Raw genomic sequence first — 18,280 nt, 5'->3', positions numbered from 1 at the left:
TTCAAGCCCCTCGAGCCCGTTCCTCGAAACATGAGTGTCAGCGGCCTCTGTCAGATCTGTGAATCCCGTCCCGCACAGGAACGGTGTTCCAACTGCGGCACGCTCGCGTGCGAGGTCCACTTTGAGGACAGTATGGACCTCTGTGCCGACTGCGCCTCACAGGCCCAGCCGGGGCCCGGAAACGACGACGTGGAGATCAACCGGTTCTAACCGACAGCGTCGAACGCACTCGATATCGTGACCTCGATCCGCGACCTGCTCGGCGAGTCACTCGGCGTCGGCGAGACGTATCACCTCCGGCTCGAGGAGCGCGACGGCCGTCTCGTCGCCGAGCACCCGAACGACGCTAGCCCGATGGACATCGCCGTCGTGGAAGGGCTGGATCGACTCGAGAAACGGCCACCGACGGATCCCGTCACGGTCGAGGTTCTCGGCCGGACCATCGACGGCTACGTCGGGGGTCGCGTGGTCGGGCCGGACCCGCACAGAACCGACGAGCCCGAATGACTGCGTCCGAACGCGGTCGCGAGCAGGTCACTCTTCCGACTCCGGGTTCCGCCGTCTGTACGATTCGGGGAGGAATCCCTCGTCGTCCATTTTCACGAACCCGCGTTTCGATAGCGTCGTGAACCGGGCGGGCTCGATATCCCACTGCTCGGCGACTCGTCGTGCGACGATCGCGCCCATCCCCAACGAGTCGCCGCGGCGGGGCGTTCCCTCACAATCCGCGGTGAGTTCGTCGCTGACGTCTCGGTACTGCTCGGCCGCCTCGTCCCACTCGTAGACGTCGACGAACCCGACGTGGTCCGTTTCGTGATGGTGGACGATCACCAGCAGCCCGTCGCCGATGCCCGCTTTCACGAGCAACTCACGCCAGTAGTCGCCGTGCGTGTGCGTCTTCCCGCCGAGGTACGCCTGCCGATCGTCGGCGTCGACACGCAGTCGGTCCCGTTGATAGTCGTCGTAGCGGTCGCTCTCGGCGAAAAACGAGGCGAGGCGGTCCGAGAGGTCAGGCAACTCCGATCGCGGACGGTCGAGAAACCGTTCCAGTTCGCGCTCGACGTCGCTCGGCGACGCCGTGTTCGGTCGGAACGTCGCACAGATCTCCTCGTAAACGCCCATACGCTACCGAACGGGGCGATCGGGTTAGTCGTTCGGTCGGACCGGTGAACGCGATCGGGAGGAAGCGGGCTCTCAGTCGCGGTACTGATTCAGCCGCTTCTTGAGCCGCTTTGCGGCCTGCCCGCTGGCCCTCGCGAACTCCTCGCCGTCGTCGTCTCGCGGCTCCGCCGCTCGACTGTTCGAGGCGCTTTGCGCCTCGCTATTTTCTCCGGCGAAGATGATCCCGCGCGAGGAGTTGACCAGCCCGACGCCGTCCGCGAGGCCGTACTCCACGGCGGCCTCGGCGTCGCCGCCCTGCGCGCCGATGCCGGGGACGAGGAAGGGGAGGTCGGGCACCTGCTCGCGGAGGTCCTCGAGTTCCTCGGGTTGAGTCGCGCCGACGACGAGCCCGACGTTGTCGTTCTCGTTCCAGAGGTCCGCGAGCGCGGCGACCCGCTCGTAGACGGGTTCGCCCGTCTCGAGTTCGAGGTCCTGAATGTCGGCGCCGCCCGGGTTCGAGGTCCGACAGAGGACGAAGACGCCCGCCTCCTCGTCCGCCAGAAACGGCTGCAGCGAGTCCCGTCCCATGTAGGGGTTGACGGTGATCGCGTCGGCCCGCTCGAGCAACTGCGCGTACTGGCGGGTCGTGTTCCCGATGTCGGCTCGCTTGGCGTCGAGCAGGACGGGGACGTCCTTCCCGTGGGCGTAGGCGATGGTCTCCTCCAAGGCGGCCCAGCCGTCCGGGTCCTCATAGAAGGCGGCGTTGGGTTTGTAGACGGCGGCGTGCTCGTGGGTCGCATCGATGATCCGCCGGTTGAACGCCCAGCGCGGCAGGTCGTACTCGCGGAGGTGCTCGGGGATGCGCGACGGGTCAGGATCGAGGCCGACCGAGACGACGCTGTCGACCGTCCGAATGCGGTCGTGCAAGCGGTCGAAGAAGTTCATGCCGGACGTGGTCCCGCGACGGTCGAAAAGGTTGCTATACCGTCGGCCGAAACGGTTCGTGCCGCACTCGAGACAGATACCCGTCACGTTTCCGCGGGTCGTCGAAACGCGATCGAGCGGTCACCGGCTCTTGTCGACGGAGAGACACGCAGCGTCGTCGGCAGCGGTTCGTTCGCGGTATCGGTCGATCCAGTGGCGCGTCTCTCGGTGTGCCACGGTACACCGAGCCGTTCCAAATATTTTAGACATCAGCTACTTCGTTCGTATAATAGTTGGACACTGTATGGGAATCAGGAATAATGTAACGTCGTTCTCACATCGCCTCCGCGAACAGGTTCAGTCGACGTTGCTGAACGAGCCGGAACCGGCGGGTGACGAGACCGCCCACGGAGACAACGGCGGCGAGGAACGCGTCTCGAACTCGTTCGGCAATCTCTTTCACTGCTCGCGCTGTGGCGACGTCTACATCGCCACCGAGAAGCGCGTCTGCTCGGACTGTGACGCGGAGGTCGAACAGGTTCGATCGACGCTGGCGTGCAACGGCCGATAGCCCTCTCCTCCTCGACTGAGCCGATATCGACCGCGTCGTCCGCACGTTCCGCTCGTTACGCCTCGAGTACCTCGATCAGGTTCCCCTCGGGATCCCGGAGGAACAGGATCGTCGTCCCGGTCTCGCTCGTCCGCGGTTCGCTGATCGTCGGCACGTCGTCGGGGAGGGTCTCGTAAAACGACTCGAGGTCGTCGACCGAGAGGCCGACGTGCGAGGCTCCCGGTTGGTTGAGCCCCGCGGCCGGGGAGCCCCGCGCTTCGGGATCGTACTCGACGAGTTCGATGCGGACCCCGTCGGCCTCGAGGTGCGCGAAGTCGGCGCTTGCACCCTCGATACCGACGGCGTCGGCGAAGGCCTCGCCGCCGACGCTGAACCGATCGGCGACCGAGAGACCGAGCACGTCCCGGTAGAACGCGAGCGTCTCCTCGAGATCGGTGACGGTGAGACCGACGTGGTGTGCGCTGAGTGCTTCCGCTGTCATGGTGTAAGTCCTGCGAGCCCGGGAGAAAAACGCTTCCGTCTGCCGTTCGGGTTCCACCCCGCAGGCTGTGATGGGGTAGCCGCCGAGTCGAGTCGCCCGCAGGCGTCGGTCCGCGCGGGATTAGTCGAGCGAGAGGTCCGGGAGCCCGGCTTCGATCTCGTCGCGGCGACTCTCCAACCACTCGGGAAGGACGAGGCGCTCGCCGAGCGACTCGAGGTCTTCGTCGACGGTATACCCCGGTTCCTTCGTGGCGAACTCGAAGAGGACACCGCCGTGTTCGCGGACGTAGACGGACTCGAACCACTTGCGGTCGATGATCTCGGTCGGGCGCAGTCCCTCTCCCTGGAGGACGGTGCGCCACTCGGGCTGGTCGTCGGCGGTCGTCCGAAACGCCACGTGGTGGACGGTCCCGGCACCGGGCTGGCCCCGTGGTGCCTGTGGCTCCTCGCAGATATCGACGACGTATCCCAGTTCGCCGTCGCTCTCGTATCGCCGGCGACTCCCATCCGAATCGGTCTCGGCGTAGCCCATCGTCTCTAGAACTCCCTCGGTCGGGTCGGCCGTCGAAAGCGACAGCGTCACGCCGAAAAACCCGCGGATCGCGTGCTCGTCCGAAACCGGTCCCTCGGGCGGATCGCCGGCGGGCGCGTCGGCCCGGGCGACGAGCTCGAGCGGGAGGCCGTCCGGGTCCCGGAAGGGAATCACAGTGTCGCCGAACCGTTCGTGGGGTTCGTCGGCGTCGACGCCAGCGTCTGCCAGTCGATCGGTCCAGAAATCGACCGCCCCGTCCGGGATCAGGAACGCGACCGCACTGGCCTGTCCGGTACCGACCTGCCCCTGACGGGCGTCGGGGTACGGGAAGAACGTCATGCTCGTCCCGGGGTTCCCGCCGCGGTCGCCGTAGAACAGGTGATAGACCGAGACGTCGTCCTGATTGACGCTGCGCTTCACCAACCGGAGCCCGAGCGTCTCGGTGTAGAACTCGAGGTTACGTCGGGGGTCGCTCCCGATGGCCGTCACGTGGTGGATGCCGGGAATGTCTGCGGGCATGGAGACACGTACGACGACCTCCCGAAAGAACCCCGGGCCTGGCGACGACCCCGCAGGGCGGATCGGCGACCTACGACGCCGGGTCCGCGAACCGGTCGGTATTCAGCGAATAGACGTGCTGTCTGGCGTCCGAAAAGGAGATCTGCGAGGTGACGAGGTCGTGTTCCTCGAGCTGTTTCAGCGCGTAGCGAACCGTTCGGGCGGGAAGCATCGTTTCCTCGGCGAGTCGGGACTGTGTGAGGCTTCCCTCGTGTGCGAGGACGGTCAACACGAGTTTGGCACTCGGCGGGACATCGTCGACGGCGTCCGGAGCGGTGTTCGACGTGAGAACGACCTGTTCACTCATATATTGGTCCCTCGCCACCGACTGCCTTTAATCGTACCCTGCAAGGAATCGGACCTACACAGCCGCCGAGAGCCCACTGGATGGGGGGAGGGGGAGCTGCGCCGTACCAGCCGATATCGAATCCGCTAGGCGTCGAGCGTGTCTGCGAGTTCGTGGACGCTCTCGACGGTCAGATCCGGGTCCATCTCGTAGGGTCCCCAGAGGGTGTCCTGCCGGTCGATCCAGACGCCCTGCATCCCGGCGTTGCTACCACCCGGTACGTCCCACCAGCCCGCGGCCACGAACGCGATCTCCCCGATCGGCGTGCCGATCCGGTCGGCGGCGTGGCGGTAGAGTTCGGGTTGGGGTTTGAACTGCTGGATCTCGTCGGCGCTGACCGTGTCGCGGATCAGATCGCCGAGTTCGGCCTCCTCGAGCAGCGACTCGAGCATGTCCTCGCTGCCGTTCGAGACGATGTAGCAGTCGTAGCCCGCGTCGCGTAACCGCTCGATGCCGTCGTGGACATCGTCGAAGACCGGCAGATCGTGATATTTCGAGAGGAGTTCCTCGCGCTCGTCCGCGCCGATATCGACGCCGATCGTCTCGAGGGCGTACCGTAACGCGTGGCGGTTCATCTCGTAGAACGAGTCGTACTCGCCGATCGCGTTGCCGACCATCGCGTACGACAGCGACCGCTCCCGCCAGAGGTTCGCGACGAGTTCGGGATCGTGTTCGTCGACGTGTTCCGAGAGGGGGTCGGCGACGGCCGAGACGTCCACGAGCGTGCCATAGGAATCGAACGCGATCGTTTCGACCGCGTCGGGGTCGAAGGACATGGCCCCGCCTATCCGGCGAACGTCGAAATAGCTTGGCCCGACGCGCGGGCTCGCGGACCAGCGGGGCGACGAGTCGGCGATCGGAGAGCCGGCGTTGCCGGACTCGATCGAGGAGTCAGCCCATCCGTACCGCCGGCGATCGCCGGTTGTGTGGCGTCGCGTTCACTCGACGACGGCCCGCACTTGGAGGTACTCGACGCGGATCGCGTTATCCCCGAACCACTCCTCGAGGGCCGCGACGGCGTCCCGACGGAGCGCGGCCCGCGCGTCGTCGTCGTCCATACGGCGGAGCACCGGCGAGAGCGGGCCGGACTCCTCGGCGAACTCGCGCCAGAAGTGATGGGGTGTCGCGTACCGGAACTCGAGGAGGCGGCGCTGGAACGAGCAGTCTGCGACGTCGGCGAACTGCTCGCGGACGAACGCGGGATCGCCCCACTGCAGGTGCGACCGGGGATCGCTCGGCGGGTCTGCGACGTGGTCGGTCAGGACGTCAGTGAGATCCCCGACGACGCCGTTGGGCGACCACGCGGTGAAACAGACGCGTCCGCCGGGCCTCGTCACGCGCCGGAGTTCCGCGCCGGCGCGGGTCGAGTCCGGCGCGAACACGTGGCCGAAGTTCGAGAGGACGACATCGAACGCGTCGTCGGGCACGGGGAGGGTCTCTGCGTCGCCGGTGAGCCAGCCGATGTCGTCGTAGCCGGCCAGCGCCGCGTTGTCGCGGGCGAGTTCGAGCATGTTGTGGGCGAGATCGAGACCGACGACGTCGGCCCCCGCTCGGCGGGCCGTCAGCGCGGCGTTGCCGGTCCCGCAGCCGACGTCGAGGACGCGGTTGCCCGGATCGATGCCGGCGACGTTGACCAGTCGCGCGATGGCGGGCAGCATGTTCGGGGCCATCGCGGGGTACCGGCCGGCCGACCAGACGTGTCTCGCCGATCGGTCGCCGGGTTCGGTCGGGTCGTCCATACCCGGTGGTCGGTCGCCACGCACAAAAATCGATAGCCGCCACGGACGAGCGTTTATTTCGACCGAGGGTGATGGGACGGTATGACACGCGTCGCGCTGATCGCCCACGACGAGAAGAAACCGGATATTATCGAGTTCGCACGGACGCACGAGGAGCAACTGCAGCAGTACGACCTGATCGCGACCGGGACCACGGGCGCGCGGCTCATGGAAGAGACCGACCTCGAGATCGAGCGCAAGGAATCGGGCCCGCTCGGCGGGGACCTGATGATCGGTGCCGAAGTCGCGGAGGACCGCCTCGACGGGATCGTCTTCCTCCGCGATCCGCTGCGAGCGCAGGCCCATGAGCCCGATATCTCGGCGCTGTTGCGGATCTGTGACGTCCACGACACGGCGCTCGCGACGAACCTCGCGTCCGCGACGTTTCTCATCGAAGGGCTCGCGGAGTGAGCCGCGAAGCGGTCGACGGACCGGACCCCGAATCCGGCGACCGGGTCACGCCATTTATTAGCATTCGCTGCGCGTTTTGTCGTATGGCTATCTACGAGAGCGACCTCCCCGGCGTCGGGAAGAAGTTCGAGGTCGAACTCGACGGCGACGAACGGCTCGTTATCGTGACCCACAACACGGGAAAACGGGAGGTCTACCTGAAGTCGGACGCGGACGCCGACAGCGACAAACTGTTCGAGGTCTCCGACCGGCTCGCCCGGAAGATCGGGACGATTCTCGAGGGGGCGTACTTCCAGCCGGTACAGGCCGAACAGGTCGAGACGATGCTCTCCGACGACACCTACCTCGAGTGGTACGGCGTCGCCGAGGGTGCCGAGGTCGCCGGTCGGAGCCTCGCCGAGGCAAATATCCGCGATCGGACGGGGGTCTCCATCGTCGCCATTCAGCGCGGCGAGGAACTGATCTCGCCGCCGACGCCGGAGACGATCCTCGAGGTCGGCGACACGTTAGTCGTCATCGGCGACCGCGAGGACTGCGCCCAGTTCGAGGAACTGCTCGGAGCCGGACTCGAAGAGTGATCGAAACGGCTGTTCTCGCCCGAGGTGAGATGAGTGGCGACTGAAACGGCGCTCGTCGACGTCGGGATCCTCTTCATCGCGGCGGCGTTCGCCGGGATCTGCTCGAGTCGGATCGATCAGTCGGTGATTCCATTCTACATCATTACCGGGATGCTGCTGGGGTCGAACGTGCTTGGTGAACTCCCCGCACTCGCCGGCAGCGAGGTCGGCGTCGCCGGCGTCACGGTCACTGTTCCCGACGTGACGATCGGCGGCGTCGACGTGCTGGCAGCGGTCAGCGGCCTCTCCCTCGGCGAAACCGACTTCATCGTCATCGGCGCGGAGATCGGGATCGTCCTCCTGTTGTTCTTCCTCGGTCTCGAGTTCAACCTGGACCGGCTGCTCGCGAGCAGGGATCGGATCGGCAAGGCGGGGAGCGTCGATCTGGCGATCAACTTCGGTATCGGACTGGGCTTCGGCTATCTCGTCTTCGGGGGCTTCCTCGCGGCGTTTCTCACGGCCGGCATCGTCTACATCTCCTCGAGTGCGATCATCACGAAGTCGCTGATCGATTTGGGGTGGATCGCGAACGACGAGGCCGAACCGCTGCTGGGGACGCTCGTCTACGAGGACCTCTTTATCGCGGTCTATCTGGCGATCGTGTCCGCGCTCGTCCTCGGGGGCGGCGACGTCGGCGAAGCGATGGGGCAGATCGGGGTCGCGATCGGCGTCATCATCGCCCTGCTCGCGCTCGTCACGTTTGGGACCGACTTCTTCCAGCGCTTTCTCGACGCCGATACCAACGAGTTCGTCGTCGTCCGCGCGCTCGGCGTCACGATTCTGGTCGCCGGCGCCGCGCTCGCGCTGGGCGTCAGCGAGGCCGTCGCCGCGTTCTTCGTCGGCATGGCCTTCGCGTCGACCGACCACGCCCACGACTTAGAGCGGTTGCTCGAGCCGCTCCGGGACGCCTTCGCGGTGATCTTCTTCTTCTGGATCGGGCTCGTCACCGATCCGGGGCTGTTCACGCTCTCGGTGCTCGGGATGATCGTCGCCGGCGTGGTCGTGACGACGCCGACGAAGATCGTCAGCGGCTACCTCGGCGGCCGGATCTACGACCTCGACGACCGCCGATCGCTCCGGGTCGGGTTCGGGATGGCGACCCGCGGCGAGTTCTCGCTGATCATCGCCAGCCTCGCGCTCTCGGGTGCCGGGACCGGCATCGCCGCGGAGACGGCACAGACGCTGTACGCCTTCACCGTCGGCTACGTCCTCGTCATGAGCATCCTCGGCACGTCGCTCATGCAGTACTCGAGTCGGATCGAACCCGTCGTCGTCTCGGCGCTCGAGCGCAGGCGTGCGGGGCCGGCCCAGTCGAGCGAGGACTGACCCGCCCGTTCGAAGGGATAGCTTCAACCCGCTCGAGGTCTCTCACATACCTATGCCACAGGCGGTCGTCTTCGACCTCGATTACACGCTCGCCGTTCCCCGACGGACTCGGGCGACCATCCTCGAGGAAGCCACGGCCGCAACGGGTGCGCCGTCGCTCACTCGCGACGCGTACCTCGAGGCCCATCGCCGGAACCTCACCAGCGAGACGCGCGAACCCATTTTCGCCGACCTGCTCGAGGGGGCCGAGAGCGACGCCGATCCGGCCGCCGTCGCGACGGCCTACCGGGAGACGATTTCGGACTCCCTCGAGCCCCTGCCGGGCGTCGAATCCATGCTCGCCGACCTGCGGGGTGAGTACCGGGTCGGCCTGCTCACGAACGGCCCCGTCCGGGCCCAGCGGGACAAACTCGAGACGCTGGGCTGGGAGGACGCCTTCGACGCCGCGCTGGTCACCGGTGAACTCGAGGCCGGCAAGCCCGACCCCCGCGCGTTCGAGGCGATCACCGACGCGCTGGGCGTCGATCCCGTCGACGCGGTCTACGTCGGCGACGAGGTCGAGGCCGATATTCGGGGCGCGACCGAGGCGGGGATGCGAGCGATTCAGGTGGTGCTCGAGGACGGTTCGGAGCCCGATTCGCGCGCGGTCGCACACGTCGAGCAGGCGGAGATCGCCGCGACGCTGCCGGACATCATCGCGGATCTCGAGTAAGAGGTCGAGTCCTGAGACCGGACTCGAGATCGACTTCGCCGTTCGATGGGATCACGATCGTTTCGGGACGATTTGTTTCGTGGTACTGCCGATCGTCGTACTGGCGATCGTGGTACTGACGAAGAACGGCGTTCTGCGACGGCTGGCAGCACGGAAAACCACAGCCTCCCCATCCGATTGCGGTCCTCGCTCCCGCAGTCGCTGCGGTCCTCATCCCTCGCACATCGTCGTCGGCCACCCTCGCTCGCACTCGGGCGGCCGACAGCGCGCGCCACCGCAGTGGTCCTCTTCTGTGGGCGATTCTAGCCCTTATTCGTCGGTCTCCGCGAGCGCCTGACTCACCCGCTGTACCACGTCAGTCGCGCGCTTGACCTCGGCGCCGCTCTCCACGAAAACCAGCGTGCGGGGCGGATTCGTCGCCTTCGGGCGCACCCGGAGATCGACGTCCGAGGCTGCCTCGGCCGCCGCGTCTTGGGCGGCCTCGAACTCGAGGTGCGCCCGGTCGTCGTGGACGAACGCGCGGGCGATCCGCTCGTCGTCGCGGATCACGTCGTAGGCGCGAGCGCCGTCGGCCGTCGGTTCGACGTCCCGATCGGCGTTCGTCACGGCGAAGCGGGCGAGTTCGCCGTCCTCGCGGCCGTCGAGTTCGCTCGAGAGCAGTTGGGCGATCCGGCGGCCGTCGGTGATGCGATCCTCGACCATACTCGGTGGTGCGGGCGGCGGGATTAACCCTCTTCGGTGTCGACGACGGCCGCCCGGGCGATCGGAACGAGGTCGTCGGTATCGATCCCCTCGCGGCGGGCGTAGACCACCGCGGCGGCCTCGATCGTCAGCCCGAGGTCCCGCTGGAGGGTGTTGATCGCGCCGACCGCCTCGTGTTTCGCCATCCCCTCGGCGACCAGCGAGTCGAGGACGCGTTCGAACGCCGACCGTTCCCGCAGGAGGTCCTCGTCGGGGACGAACTCCTCGGGCACCGTCACCTCGGCGGGATCGAACGCGACCTCGAGGCCGTCGTCGCCGCGCTCGAGCAGGCCCTCGCCGGTGGCGATGTCGATCAGTCGCTTGGCCTGATCGGGGGAGAACCAGTCCCGGTCGAGCGAGAGGGCGACGACGAACTCGTTTTCCTTCAGCCGACGGGTCCCGTTCTGAATGAACGGGGCGGCGACCGCGACGCGGAGGCTCATCGGGGACGACTTCCTCGAGCGGTGAGAAAACGATGGCGGTTCCGGCCGACTCGGGGGCCGGAGCGCGAGCGAAACTGCCGGCGTGTCAGGCGATCAGTCGGACGCGCGGCCACCGCTGTTCCGATCGGCTCGAGACGGCGGCGGGAACTCGCCGGCCGCCGGCTCCGGCGTCTCGGGGAGGACACAGCGGTCGAGTTCGCGGTTGACGTGGCGGTACTGGTCCGGCGCGTTCGCGAGCGGGTGAGCGGGGTTCTGATCGCTGTCGATCCGCGCGGCTCGAACCTCGTCGAACCCGTTGAGTCGGGCCTGAATCCCGCGCCAGTGATATCGCGTCGCGGCCGGGACGGAGACGGGACGGGGTGGTTTTCCGTCCGGGTGCCGCGTCGCGAGGATGGCACTGTTGACGTTACTGGCGAGCGCGTCGTGATCGATGAGGACGCCGACAGCGGCGTCTCGCGGCGCTCGCGCTGCGAGGACGTCGAGTCCGAGGTGGAGCGCCCGATACTCCGCGACGTTGTTGTCCGGCGGCGTGTCCGCAGTCGAGACGCGTGCGACGCGGGTACCGTCGCGTGTTTCGATAACGGCACCCAGCCCACCGCCCGATCCCCGGAAAGACCCGTCGGTGGCGACGTAGAAGTCACGATGATGGGTCCGCGGCGGATGGGCGATATGGGGTGTGGGCGACTCGTCGAACAGATCCCGTAGTGCGGGCCGGCCGTGAGCGGCCATGCTCCCGCCTACGTCACACGCCGCCTTAACTATTCTGTCCCTGTTGACATCCTCCTCGCCCTGAAGGGCGAGGATTCCTGAGAGTTGGGATATTAAGGTTCGCAACCTACCTGTTCGCTCGGTGCGAAACGCCCCGAGGTTTGGTTAAACAGGTAGGTTACTGGCCGTGCCAAACGACCGTTACTCATATCCCCAGTTGGGGGATTCTGAGTTATCTTTCTGCGAATGTTCACCGCACCGTTCACGTCTGCGTTCATCGTTGCTCCGCACGATTCACAGACGTACAATCCACGCTCCACCCGATTCGCATCACGCTTCCGGCCACAGCACGAACACGTCTTGCTCGTGTCGCGCTCGCTCTTGCGGTCAACGAGGATACCATGTTCTTCGGCCTTGTATTCGAGCAACGTGGTGAAGCGGTCGAACTCCCATCCGTGGAGTTTCTTGTTTCCACGCTTGCCCCAGTTCCGTGAGTCACCGTTCTCGTCCTCACGAATCTTGCTCAAGTCACCGATAGCGATACGACCAACCTCGTGGTCGATGCACAGCTCAACAATGTGTTTGGCAAGAGCATGCAGGAAGTGGTCTTTCCGCCGAGACAACTTCTGCCGAGCGCGGAGCGCACGTTTGGACGGGCCGTTCTCGCCTTCCGTCTTGTACTCGTCGTGGGTGAAGTGGTGTTTATCCTGCTTCAGCGCGTTCCCCGGATACAACTCGGCGTCTCCATCGTCATAGGCGATGGCCAGATAGTTCTTGATACCGAGGTCGATTCCAGCAGTGTTGTCGCCGGGTGCGTCCTCGACGGGAATCTCGACCTTGCAGACGAGATGGAGTTCCCAACGGTCGCCGTTCCATACGGCTCGAACTTGCTGGATGTTCTCTACGGTTACGTCCGGTCGCGTTTCGTACTCTACAAGGATGAAGTCCGAGCGGTGGTTCTTCAGGTTGAAGCCCTTGCTCAGGCGGAGTTGGTTGTGCTTGTCGTCGTGTTTGATGCCGTTTTGTTTCCACGTTACGGTGGAGCGTGGGTGGTCGTCGCCTCGCTTTCGGTAGCCGGGTGGATTCGCGTCTGTATCGCCGTTCTTGCGCTTTTTGAACCAACCGTTGAACGACTCAGCAAGCTCTTCTAGAACTCGCTGACTTGACTGAGAATGTAGGTCACTGTATCGTTCGTGGTCTTTTAGTTCACGCTTGAGGTCGGCTTCGGACGGTATCTCGCCGGTTTCATCCCATTCTTGTTGGGTGTGATAGCGGGCGACATTCCACAGTTTGGATGCTGAGTGTCCGCAGTCATCGAGATCGTCACTCACTTGAGAGTGGTTGACGATTTTCGCTCGATAGGTGCGGGTTGTTTCCAGCATCTGACTGTGTTCATAAGTACTTATAGAATTTTCCGTATTAAATATAGTGGTTGAGCGTGGAATATCCAACTGTGCAGTTATCGGTGGTTAGTGTCATCCGGTGACGGCGCGTATCCTCGCCGTAAACGGCGAGGTTTTGCGCCTGTTCATCCCATAACATGTGACAAGTATAGTCATAGGAACCGATACGACCGTCACGACTCACAGCAACGGCGGAAAGACCGATTATCGAAACAGTCTCGAGACGACGTATGAACGCCGAATTCGCCGAAATCGTTCGATTTCGGGCTCCTCCCGAGCGCTCTCGAGAACGCGTCCGGATCGGCGGGGACGCGAACCCTATCTGTGTTGGCAGTAGGTGTAATACCACTTGGTGCTTGGACGAACTATGAACCAGACGAACGCCAGTCGGATGGAGGCGGCCTGTTCCCTGCTCGCGGAATCCGAACGGCGATATCTGCTCTACCAGTTAGCCGACGACGCCACTGCGAACCTCGAAGATCTCGTTACGCAGGTCGCGGCATGGGAACTCGACGCCCGTGCCGACGCGGTCGGCAAGGAGACCAGACAGCGCGTCTACGTCTCGTTAGTCCACAACCACCTGCCGCGACTCGAGGACTACGACATCATCGAGTACGATCTCCGGAGCGGCGACATCGTACTGGCCGAGGGATTCGACGACATCAAGCCCCTGCTCGAGCAGTTCAGACAGACCGAGGAGGAACCCGAAATTCGCGAGCGGCCCCCGCTCTGAACCGGTCCACAAACCCACCAACCCGCCGACCTACCGCGCCGACCCGCCGACCCGCTACCCCACTGATTCGCTGACCGCCGACCCGCGGATCCACCGTTCCGCCGTTCCATCGACACCCGCTGCTCTACTGCTTCGACCGTTCCTGAAACAGTCGTGACGTTTCGACGACTGAAGCGGCCGTCCACTGCTCGTCACGGCTGCTTCGAATCGAAAGACAGAGGCCGTCCCTCCCGGGAGAAGCCACCGTGAGCCGATATCGAAATCTCGCCCTCTTCCTGACGCTCGCAACGCTGTGGGGATCCGCGTTCGTCGCGATCAGCGCCGGACTCTCGTATATTCCACCGGTGCTGTTCGCGGCGCTGCGATACGATATCGCCGGCCTACTGATGCTCGGCTACGCGGTGTACGCCGTCGATAACTGGCGGCCCCGCGGCCGACTCGAGTGGATGCAGGTTGCCGTCGGAGCCACGCTCTTAATCGCGGCCTACCACGCGTTCCTGTTCGTCGGACAGGTGAATACGACGGCCGCGGCGGCCGCGATCCTGGTCAGTCTCTCGCCGGTCCTGAGTTCCGGGTTCGCCCGACTGCTCGTCCCCTCCGACGCGCTCTCGTCGGTCGGCATCGTCGGCGTCCTCGTCGGTCTCGTCGGTGTCGCCGTCATCGTCCGCCCCGATCCGTCCAATCTGCTCGCCACCGACGCGGTGGCGAAGGGACTCGTCTTCTGTGCCGCGGCGGCGTTTGCACTCGGCAGCGTCCTCACCCGGCGGATCGACGCCTCGCTCCCCATCGAGACGATGGAGGCGTGGTCGATGCTCGGCGGCGCGCTCCTGATGCACCTCGCGAGCCTCGCGATCGGCGAGCCCGTCGAGCCGGCCGCGTGGACCAATCCGGAGGCGATCGGCGCGATCGCGTACCTGTCGGTGGGCGCAAGCGCCGTCGGCTTCCTCATCTACTTCGACCTGCTCGAGCGACTGGGTGCCGTCGAGATCAACATGGTGTCGTACGTCGCACCGATCGTCACCGCGATCGTCGGGTGGCTCTATCTCGGCGAACTCGTCGATACCGCGACGCTGCTCGGGTTTGGGCTCATCGCGGTCGGATTCGTCCTCGTCAAGCGACGGGCGATCCGACAGGAGTTCGGCCACGTTCGATCGCGGCGCTCGAGCGACTGAGCTCCGCGACGTGTCTCTCACCGGCGATGCGCGTGTCCGACGTACAGCGCCAGCAGGTTCCCGACGACCAGCCCGAGGAACGCGCCTCCCTCGAGCGACGACGACAGGCCGCCGGCGAGCAGGGGCAGGTACAGAATCGGCATCGCGATCGCCGTCCAGAACCCCGCCGCGCGGATCGGTGTCGCGATCCTCGGTGCTGCGCGCTCGAGTGCGCCGTGTTCGTCGTCACGGCGGTCGCTCGGCGGGCTCGAGTCGGCGGATCGCCGATCGGGCAGGGAAGGGGGACTCGCCATTGGGATCACCGAGAGTGTACGTCTCGGTCTCGGCGACCCAAATACCGGCCCGACCGTTTCGACCGATTCGGACCAATTCAGTGGAATCGGGCAGACTGAACGATCGATTTACCGACGAAGGCTGTCGTTTGACACGCGAACGGCAGCGATACCGTTCGGTAAGCGGTTCGCCGGAGGACGTAGTCTCATGTTTAAATACGAAGGCTCGGCAACGCTCGCCATGAGCGACATCGAGCGGATCGAGCGGCGACTGTCCGCCGTCGAACGCGCCGTCGTCGACGGCGATATCGAACTGGACGAACTCGCCGACATCGCGTCCGTCGCCAGCGCGCTCGAGGACCTGACCGCGCGGGTCGAGGAACACGAGCGCCGTATCGCCACCCTCGAAGGACGGATCGACGCCCTCGATGGGGTCGTCGGCAACGTCGAATCGGTCAACGGAGCCGTCGAACGGCGCGCCGACGCGGCCGTCGCCGCCGTCGATCGACTCGAGTACCGCCTCGGCGACATCGAGCGAGCCGTCGACGACGCGACCGATCTCAACATAGACGACCCGCGACCGGTCACCGCCGATGCCACGTCCGACGACCGGACCGGAGCTACCGAGACGAACCGATTGAGCTCCGCTCGAGGCGACCGCGATTCGAGCACGGTCTCGAGCGAACCGGACGATGCGGGCGAGTCGGGCAGCGATCCGCCCGCCATCGAACGAACCGTCTCGGAGATCGTCTCGCCGACGACCGATGGAGACGCCTCGACGACTCGAGAGCCACGGACCACCGCCGGCGCGACGCAGGCCGCCCTCGACTCCCGGCTCTCCGAATCGGCCGGTCGGGACGGGGCGGCCGACGATGACTGTGTCGACGGCGCGTCCCGCCCAGACGAGACACACGACTCACCGTCCGACAGCGACGAGGGGTCAACCGGGGGCGTGTTGCAGTCGCTTCGCGCCAGACTGCCGTGATTCGGTACGTCGTCGCGATCGTGCTCACGGTCGCGCTCGTGGTGCTCGCGGTCCCGGCGATCGAACGCGGAGCATCGATGAACAGCCAGCGGCAGGTCGACGCGAGCATCGCGGCGATCGACGACGCGGCGACCTCGCTCGCCGAATCCGAAGAACTCTCGCCCGACGGTCATCCCGATCCCCGGCGAGTCGTCGACGTGACGCTGCCGCGGGGGTCGCTCACGACCGAATCCGTCGATCACTTCGAGATTACGCCGCGAGAGAACGGGAGCTACAGCGCCGTTCGTTACGTTCTCGAGGACGGCACGACGCGAGAGACGGTCATCGGAGAGCCGATCGTCCGGAACGATCCCGCCGACAACGAATCGGTCGAACTCGGCGGAACCGGCGGAGTACGGCTCGCGCTGACGCTGCAGGCCGACGACAATGGGGATCCGGTCGTCGTCGCGAGCCGTGTGTGAGTTTAAATCGGAAGCCGCTGCCAGCATCGGTATGTCTCAGGACGGGACCGGACACCTTCGATCGGTCATCGACGGCCTCGGCGTTCGCAACTTCTTCGGTCGGGACGCCCCCGGAGTGGGCGGTCTCTTCGGCCGAAACGAGGATCGACTATCGCCGTGTGCCTGTCGGGTATCGTTCGAGGACGAGACGCTGCTCCTCGATGCGGCCGACTGCGACGGTGACCTCGAGAGCGCGAGTGCCTGCCGTCAGACGGCGGTCGAAGCGCTCGCCGACCGCGACGCGTCCCGGATCGTCGTCCGATCGAACGGGCTCGAGTTCCGGTATGACGGTCGCGGCGTCGACCTCCTCGGCGCGGCCGGCCGGTTCGTCGCACTGCTCGGCGATCGCGACGAGCAGTTGGCGACGGCGGCCGCGCAGGAGCCGCTCGCGGTCGGCGAGGAACTGCGAACGAGGGTCGGCCCGATCGCCGACATCGGCATCGAATCGGGACTGGTCGCGGCCGCGAGCGCGCTCGAGACCGGGAGCGATGAATCGGCGCTGACGCCGACCGTCGGGCTCACCGTCGGCCAGTACTTCGTCGACCGGACGGTCGCCGACGGCGCACATCTCAGGGACGCCCGGTCGCTCGAGACGGGGAGCGACGCACGGATCTACGGACGGTCGGACGGCGTCGCGCGCTACGCCCTCGACGTGATCGACACGACTCTTTCCGGTGACGAACGGCGGGTCCTCATCGAGGGATACGAAGCGATCGCGGAAGGAACCGTGGAAGGGGATCGCGCGGCCTCGCAGGCGATCGAGGCCGCCAGCGACGAGCCGGCCGACCCGCGTTTGACGGCAATCTTGCGCAAGCACACGATCGGGTACGGGGTCCTCGAGGACCTGTTCGCCGATCCCCGCGTCACCGACGTGTACGTCACGTCGCCGGTCTCGGCGAACCCCATCCGCGTCGTCGTCGACGGGGAGTCGATGACCACGAACGTCCACCTCACATCCGGCGGCGCTCGGGCGCTCGCCTCGCGGGTTCGGCGCACGAGCGGCCGGGCGTTCTCCCGGGCGAGCCCGACGGTCGACGCGACGGCTGCACTCGAGAGCGGCACCCGCATTCGGGTCGCCGGCGTCACCGATCCGGTCGCGGACGGCATCGCCTTCGCGTTTCGGGAACAGCCCGACGACGAGTTCACCCTGCCGGCGCTCGTCGCGAACGGAACCATGTCGGCGGCGGTCGCGGCGTTTCTCTCGGTCGCCGTCGAACGCAACGCCGCCGCGCTGATCGCCGGGACCCGCGGGTCCGGAAAGACGACCCTGCTGGGAACGCTGCTGTACGAACTCGCGGCGGGGACCCGAACGGTCCTGATCGAGGACACGCCCGAACTCCCGGTCGGGCCGCTGCAGTCGGTCGGGCGAGACGTGCAGGCGCTGCGGACGGGGTCCGGCGACGGCCCCGAGATAACGGCCGAAACGGCGCTCCGGACGGCGCTTCGGCTCGGCGACGGGGCGCTCGTCGTCGGCGAGATCCGCGGCGAGGAGGCCCAAGTTCTCTACGAGGCGATGCGGGTGGGTGCCAACGCGAACGCGGTGCTCGGGACGATTCACGGCGACGGCGCCGACGCGGTCTACGAGCGCGTCGTCTCCGATCTCGCCGTCGAACCCTCGTCGTTCGGTGCGACGGATCTCGTCGTCACCGTCCAAGCCCACCGAACGCCCGACGGGCGAACACGACGCCTCGCCAGCATCGAGGAGGTCGTGGGCAGCGGCGACGATATCTGGTTCGAGCCGCTGTACGAGTTAGACGGCGAGCGAGCGGTCGCGACCGGTCGGATCGATCGCGGCGAGAGCCGGGTCGTCGAGCGCCTCGCCGGACCGACCGAGAACTACGCCGACGTTCGCCGGGCGATTTCGGCGAGAACGGAGCTCCTGTCGACGCTCGCCCGCGACGGCCGAACGGACCCACAATCGGTCGCCGCAGTGTACGCCGATCGGGGCGACGGGGACGAGTGATCGC

Annotated in this window: 24 protein-coding genes; 12 read left to right on the top strand and 12 right to left on the bottom strand. The window is 66.0% G+C overall.

Translation table 11 applies throughout. The features are described from left to right. The first annotated feature begins 30 nt into the window (after positions 1–30). Together FEJ81_RS04420 and FEJ81_RS04415 are read left to right on the top strand one after the other, a co-directional pair. The gene (locus FEJ81_RS04420) at positions 31–210 is read left to right on the top strand and encodes a hypothetical protein (protein WP_138244140.1); all 180 of its coding nucleotides are present in this window, start codon (positions 31–33) and stop codon (positions 208–210) included. Positions 211–237: 27 nt separating this feature from the next. Next, entirely contained in the window at positions 238–507 is a 270-nt protein-coding gene (locus tag FEJ81_RS04415) for a hypothetical protein (RefSeq protein ID WP_138244139.1), read from the top strand. A 27-nt stretch (positions 508–534) separates the two neighbouring features. Here FEJ81_RS04415 and FEJ81_RS04410 read toward each other — a convergent pair whose 3' ends face one another. Together FEJ81_RS04410 and pyrF are read right to left on the bottom strand one after the other, a co-directional pair. After that, positions 535–1,122 carry a hypothetical protein gene (locus FEJ81_RS04410; protein ID WP_138244138.1) on the bottom strand — a complete coding sequence of 196 codons (588 nt, stop codon included), beginning with the start codon at positions 1,120–1,122 and terminating at the stop codon, positions 535–537. A 72-nt stretch (positions 1,123–1,194) separates the two neighbouring features. After that, complete coding sequence (pyrF, locus tag FEJ81_RS04405; RefSeq protein ID WP_138244137.1) at positions 1,195–2,046, bottom strand: orotidine-5'-phosphate decarboxylase; 852 nt, start codon at positions 2,044–2,046, stop codon at positions 1,195–1,197. A 283-nt stretch (positions 2,047–2,329) separates the two neighbouring features. On the opposite strand from pyrF, the gene FEJ81_RS04400 reads away from it, so the two are divergent. After that, the gene (locus FEJ81_RS04400; RefSeq protein WP_138244136.1) at positions 2,330–2,596 is read left to right on the top strand and encodes a hypothetical protein; all 267 of its coding nucleotides are present in this window, start codon (positions 2,330–2,332) and stop codon (positions 2,594–2,596) included. A 55-nt stretch (positions 2,597–2,651) separates the two neighbouring features. Here the strand turns inward: FEJ81_RS04400 and FEJ81_RS04395 are convergent, their stop codons facing one another. From FEJ81_RS04395 to FEJ81_RS04375, 5 genes are all read right to left on the bottom strand, one after another. After that, positions 2,652–3,077 (bottom strand): VOC family protein, encoded by a 426-nt coding sequence (locus FEJ81_RS04395; RefSeq protein WP_138244135.1) that lies wholly within the window; start codon positions 3,075–3,077, stop codon positions 2,652–2,654. 120 nt (positions 3,078–3,197) lie between these two features. Beyond that, positions 3,198–4,127 (bottom strand): ring-cleaving dioxygenase, encoded by a 930-nt coding sequence (locus FEJ81_RS04390; RefSeq protein WP_138244134.1) that lies wholly within the window; start codon positions 4,125–4,127, stop codon positions 3,198–3,200. Between the two features lie 70 nt (positions 4,128–4,197). After that, positions 4,198–4,473: a MarR family transcriptional regulator gene (locus FEJ81_RS04385; protein ID WP_138244133.1), complete on the bottom strand. Its 276-nt coding sequence runs from the start codon at positions 4,471–4,473 to the stop codon at positions 4,198–4,200. A 125-nt stretch (positions 4,474–4,598) separates the two neighbouring features. After that, a complete protein-coding gene (locus FEJ81_RS04380) occupies positions 4,599–5,288 on the bottom strand; it encodes a haloacid dehalogenase type II (protein ID WP_138244132.1) in 690 nt (229 codons plus the stop codon). Positions 5,289–5,450: 162 nt separating this feature from the next. After that, positions 5,451–6,251, bottom strand: coding sequence for a class I SAM-dependent methyltransferase (locus tag FEJ81_RS04375; protein ID WP_138244131.1), 801 nt, complete (start codon positions 6,249–6,251; stop codon positions 5,451–5,453). 81 nt (positions 6,252–6,332) lie between these two features. Here FEJ81_RS04375 and FEJ81_RS04370 point away from each other — a divergent pair, with 81 nt between their 5' ends. The 4 genes from FEJ81_RS04370 to FEJ81_RS04355 all read left to right on the top strand — a co-directional run bounded on the left by FEJ81_RS04370 (position 6,333) and on the right by FEJ81_RS04355 (position 9,356). Next, positions 6,333–6,701, top strand: a complete 369-nt coding sequence (locus FEJ81_RS04370; protein WP_138244130.1) for a methylglyoxal synthase — start codon at positions 6,333–6,335, stop codon at positions 6,699–6,701. Between the two features lie 83 nt (positions 6,702–6,784). Further along, positions 6,785–7,279, top strand: coding sequence for a cation:proton antiporter regulatory subunit (locus tag FEJ81_RS04365; RefSeq protein WP_138244129.1), 495 nt, complete (start codon positions 6,785–6,787; stop codon positions 7,277–7,279). A gap of 33 nt (positions 7,280–7,312) precedes the next feature. Continuing rightward, on the top strand, positions 7,313–8,644 hold the full coding sequence (locus tag FEJ81_RS04360; protein ID WP_138244128.1) for a cation:proton antiporter: 1,332 nt from the start codon (positions 7,313–7,315) through the stop codon (positions 8,642–8,644). A 52-nt stretch (positions 8,645–8,696) separates the two neighbouring features. After that, positions 8,697–9,356, top strand: a complete 660-nt coding sequence (locus tag FEJ81_RS04355; RefSeq protein ID WP_138244127.1) for an HAD family hydrolase — start codon at positions 8,697–8,699, stop codon at positions 9,354–9,356. 309 nt (positions 9,357–9,665) lie between these two features. Here FEJ81_RS04355 and FEJ81_RS04350 read toward each other — a convergent pair whose 3' ends face one another. The 4 genes from FEJ81_RS04350 to FEJ81_RS04335 form a co-directional block, all read right to left on the bottom strand. Next, a complete protein-coding gene (locus FEJ81_RS04350; protein WP_138244126.1) occupies positions 9,666–10,058 on the bottom strand; it encodes a hypothetical protein in 393 nt (130 codons plus the stop codon). A 23-nt stretch (positions 10,059–10,081) separates the two neighbouring features. After that, on the bottom strand, positions 10,082–10,540 hold the full coding sequence (locus tag FEJ81_RS04345) for a DUF2240 family protein (protein ID WP_138244125.1): 459 nt from the start codon (positions 10,538–10,540) through the stop codon (positions 10,082–10,084). Between the two features lie 93 nt (positions 10,541–10,633). After that, the gene (locus FEJ81_RS04340; RefSeq protein ID WP_138244124.1) at positions 10,634–11,269 is read right to left on the bottom strand and encodes a ribonuclease H family protein; all 636 of its coding nucleotides are present in this window, start codon (positions 11,267–11,269) and stop codon (positions 10,634–10,636) included. Positions 11,270–11,361: 92 nt separating this feature from the next. After that, positions 11,362–12,630 carry an RNA-guided endonuclease InsQ/TnpB family protein gene (locus tag FEJ81_RS04335; protein WP_138244123.1) on the bottom strand — a complete coding sequence of 423 codons (1,269 nt, stop codon included), beginning with the start codon at positions 12,628–12,630 and terminating at the stop codon, positions 11,362–11,364. A 388-nt stretch (positions 12,631–13,018) separates the two neighbouring features. On the opposite strand from FEJ81_RS04335, the gene FEJ81_RS04330 reads away from it, so the two are divergent. Together FEJ81_RS04330 and FEJ81_RS04325 are read left to right on the top strand one after the other, a co-directional pair. Then, positions 13,019–13,384 carry a DUF7344 domain-containing protein gene (locus FEJ81_RS04330; protein ID WP_138244122.1) on the top strand — a complete coding sequence of 122 codons (366 nt, stop codon included), beginning with the start codon at positions 13,019–13,021 and terminating at the stop codon, positions 13,382–13,384. A gap of 245 nt (positions 13,385–13,629) precedes the next feature. After that, positions 13,630–14,556, top strand: coding sequence for a DMT family transporter (locus tag FEJ81_RS04325; RefSeq protein ID WP_138244121.1), 927 nt, complete (start codon positions 13,630–13,632; stop codon positions 14,554–14,556). A gap of 17 nt (positions 14,557–14,573) precedes the next feature. Here FEJ81_RS04325 and FEJ81_RS04320 read toward each other — a convergent pair whose 3' ends face one another. Beyond that, entirely contained in the window at positions 14,574–14,849 is a 276-nt protein-coding gene (locus FEJ81_RS04320; RefSeq protein ID WP_138244120.1) for a hypothetical protein, read from the bottom strand. A gap of 220 nt (positions 14,850–15,069) precedes the next feature. Between FEJ81_RS04320 and FEJ81_RS04315 the strand changes: the two genes are divergently transcribed. Genes FEJ81_RS04315 through FEJ81_RS04305 form a run of 3 tightly spaced genes read left to right on the top strand, consistent with a single transcriptional unit; the run spans position 15,070 to position 18,276 of the window. Continuing rightward, complete coding sequence (locus tag FEJ81_RS04315) at positions 15,070–15,813, top strand: DUF7310 family coiled-coil domain-containing protein (protein ID WP_138244119.1); 744 nt, start codon at positions 15,070–15,072, stop codon at positions 15,811–15,813. After that, positions 15,810–16,274, top strand: coding sequence for a DUF7311 family protein (locus FEJ81_RS04310; protein ID WP_138244118.1), 465 nt, complete (start codon positions 15,810–15,812; stop codon positions 16,272–16,274). Before FEJ81_RS04315 ends, FEJ81_RS04310 begins: the two co-directional genes overlap by 4 nt. Before the next feature lie 31 nt (positions 16,275–16,305). Further along, on the top strand, positions 16,306–18,276 hold the full coding sequence (locus tag FEJ81_RS04305; protein ID WP_138244117.1) for a type II/IV secretion system ATPase subunit: 1,971 nt from the start codon (positions 16,306–16,308) through the stop codon (positions 18,274–18,276). Positions 18,277–18,280 lie beyond the last annotated feature (4 nt).

Origin of the sequence: Natrinema versiforme (assembly GCF_005576615.1) — an archaeon.
GTDB classification, from domain to species: domain Archaea; phylum Halobacteriota; class Halobacteria; order Halobacteriales; family Natrialbaceae; genus Natrinema; species Natrinema versiforme_A.
The sequence above is the reverse complement of the archived record's forward strand: the minus strand, read 5'-3'. Positions and strand labels throughout refer to the sequence as shown.

Bases quoted from the DNA above. Each gene is read 5' to 3' on its own strand.
- FEJ81_RS04320 (WP_138244120.1), bottom strand. From the start codon at position 14,849: ATGGCGAGTCCCCCTTCCCTGCCCGATCGGCGATCCGCCGACTCGAGC.
- FEJ81_RS04410 (WP_138244138.1), bottom strand. From the start codon at position 1,122: ATGGGCGTTTACGAGGAGATCTGTGCGACGTTCCGACCGAACACGGCG.
- FEJ81_RS04365 (WP_138244129.1), top strand. From the start codon at position 6,785: ATGGCTATCTACGAGAGCGACCTCCCCGGCGTCGGGAAGAAGTTCGAG.
- FEJ81_RS04400 (WP_138244136.1), top strand. From the start codon at position 2,330: ATGGGAATCAGGAATAATGTAACGTCGTTCTCACATCGCCTCCGCGAA.
- FEJ81_RS04380 (WP_138244132.1), bottom strand. From the start codon at position 5,288: ATGTCCTTCGACCCCGACGCGGTCGAAACGATCGCGTTCGATTCCTAT.
- FEJ81_RS04375 (WP_138244131.1), bottom strand. From the start codon at position 6,251: ATGGACGACCCGACCGAACCCGGCGACCGATCGGCGAGACACGTCTGG.
- FEJ81_RS04385 (WP_138244133.1), bottom strand. From the start codon at position 4,473: ATGAGTGAACAGGTCGTTCTCACGTCGAACACCGCTCCGGACGCCGTC.
- FEJ81_RS04330 (WP_138244122.1), top strand. From the start codon at position 13,019: ATGAACCAGACGAACGCCAGTCGGATGGAGGCGGCCTGTTCCCTGCTC.
- FEJ81_RS04335 (WP_138244123.1), bottom strand. From the start codon at position 12,630: ATGCTGGAAACAACCCGCACCTATCGAGCGAAAATCGTCAACCACTCT.
- FEJ81_RS04390 (WP_138244134.1), bottom strand. From the start codon at position 4,127: ATGCCCGCAGACATTCCCGGCATCCACCACGTGACGGCCATCGGGAGC.
- FEJ81_RS04345 (WP_138244125.1), bottom strand. From the start codon at position 10,540: ATGAGCCTCCGCGTCGCGGTCGCCGCCCCGTTCATTCAGAACGGGACC.
- FEJ81_RS04340 (WP_138244124.1), bottom strand. From the start codon at position 11,269: ATGGCCGCTCACGGCCGGCCCGCACTACGGGATCTGTTCGACGAGTCG.
- FEJ81_RS04315 (WP_138244119.1), top strand. From the start codon at position 15,070: ATGAGCGACATCGAGCGGATCGAGCGGCGACTGTCCGCCGTCGAACGC.
- FEJ81_RS04355 (WP_138244127.1), top strand. From the start codon at position 8,697: ATGCCACAGGCGGTCGTCTTCGACCTCGATTACACGCTCGCCGTTCCC.
- FEJ81_RS04305 (WP_138244117.1), top strand. From the start codon at position 16,306: ATGTCTCAGGACGGGACCGGACACCTTCGATCGGTCATCGACGGCCTC.
- FEJ81_RS04395 (WP_138244135.1), bottom strand. From the start codon at position 3,077: ATGACAGCGGAAGCACTCAGCGCACACCACGTCGGTCTCACCGTCACC.
- FEJ81_RS04420 (WP_138244140.1), top strand. From the start codon at position 31: ATGAGTGTCAGCGGCCTCTGTCAGATCTGTGAATCCCGTCCCGCACAG.
- pyrF (WP_138244137.1), bottom strand. From the start codon at position 2,046: ATGAACTTCTTCGACCGCTTGCACGACCGCATTCGGACGGTCGACAGC.
- FEJ81_RS04350 (WP_138244126.1), bottom strand. From the start codon at position 10,058: ATGGTCGAGGATCGCATCACCGACGGCCGCCGGATCGCCCAACTGCTC.
- FEJ81_RS04370 (WP_138244130.1), top strand. From the start codon at position 6,333: ATGACACGCGTCGCGCTGATCGCCCACGACGAGAAGAAACCGGATATT.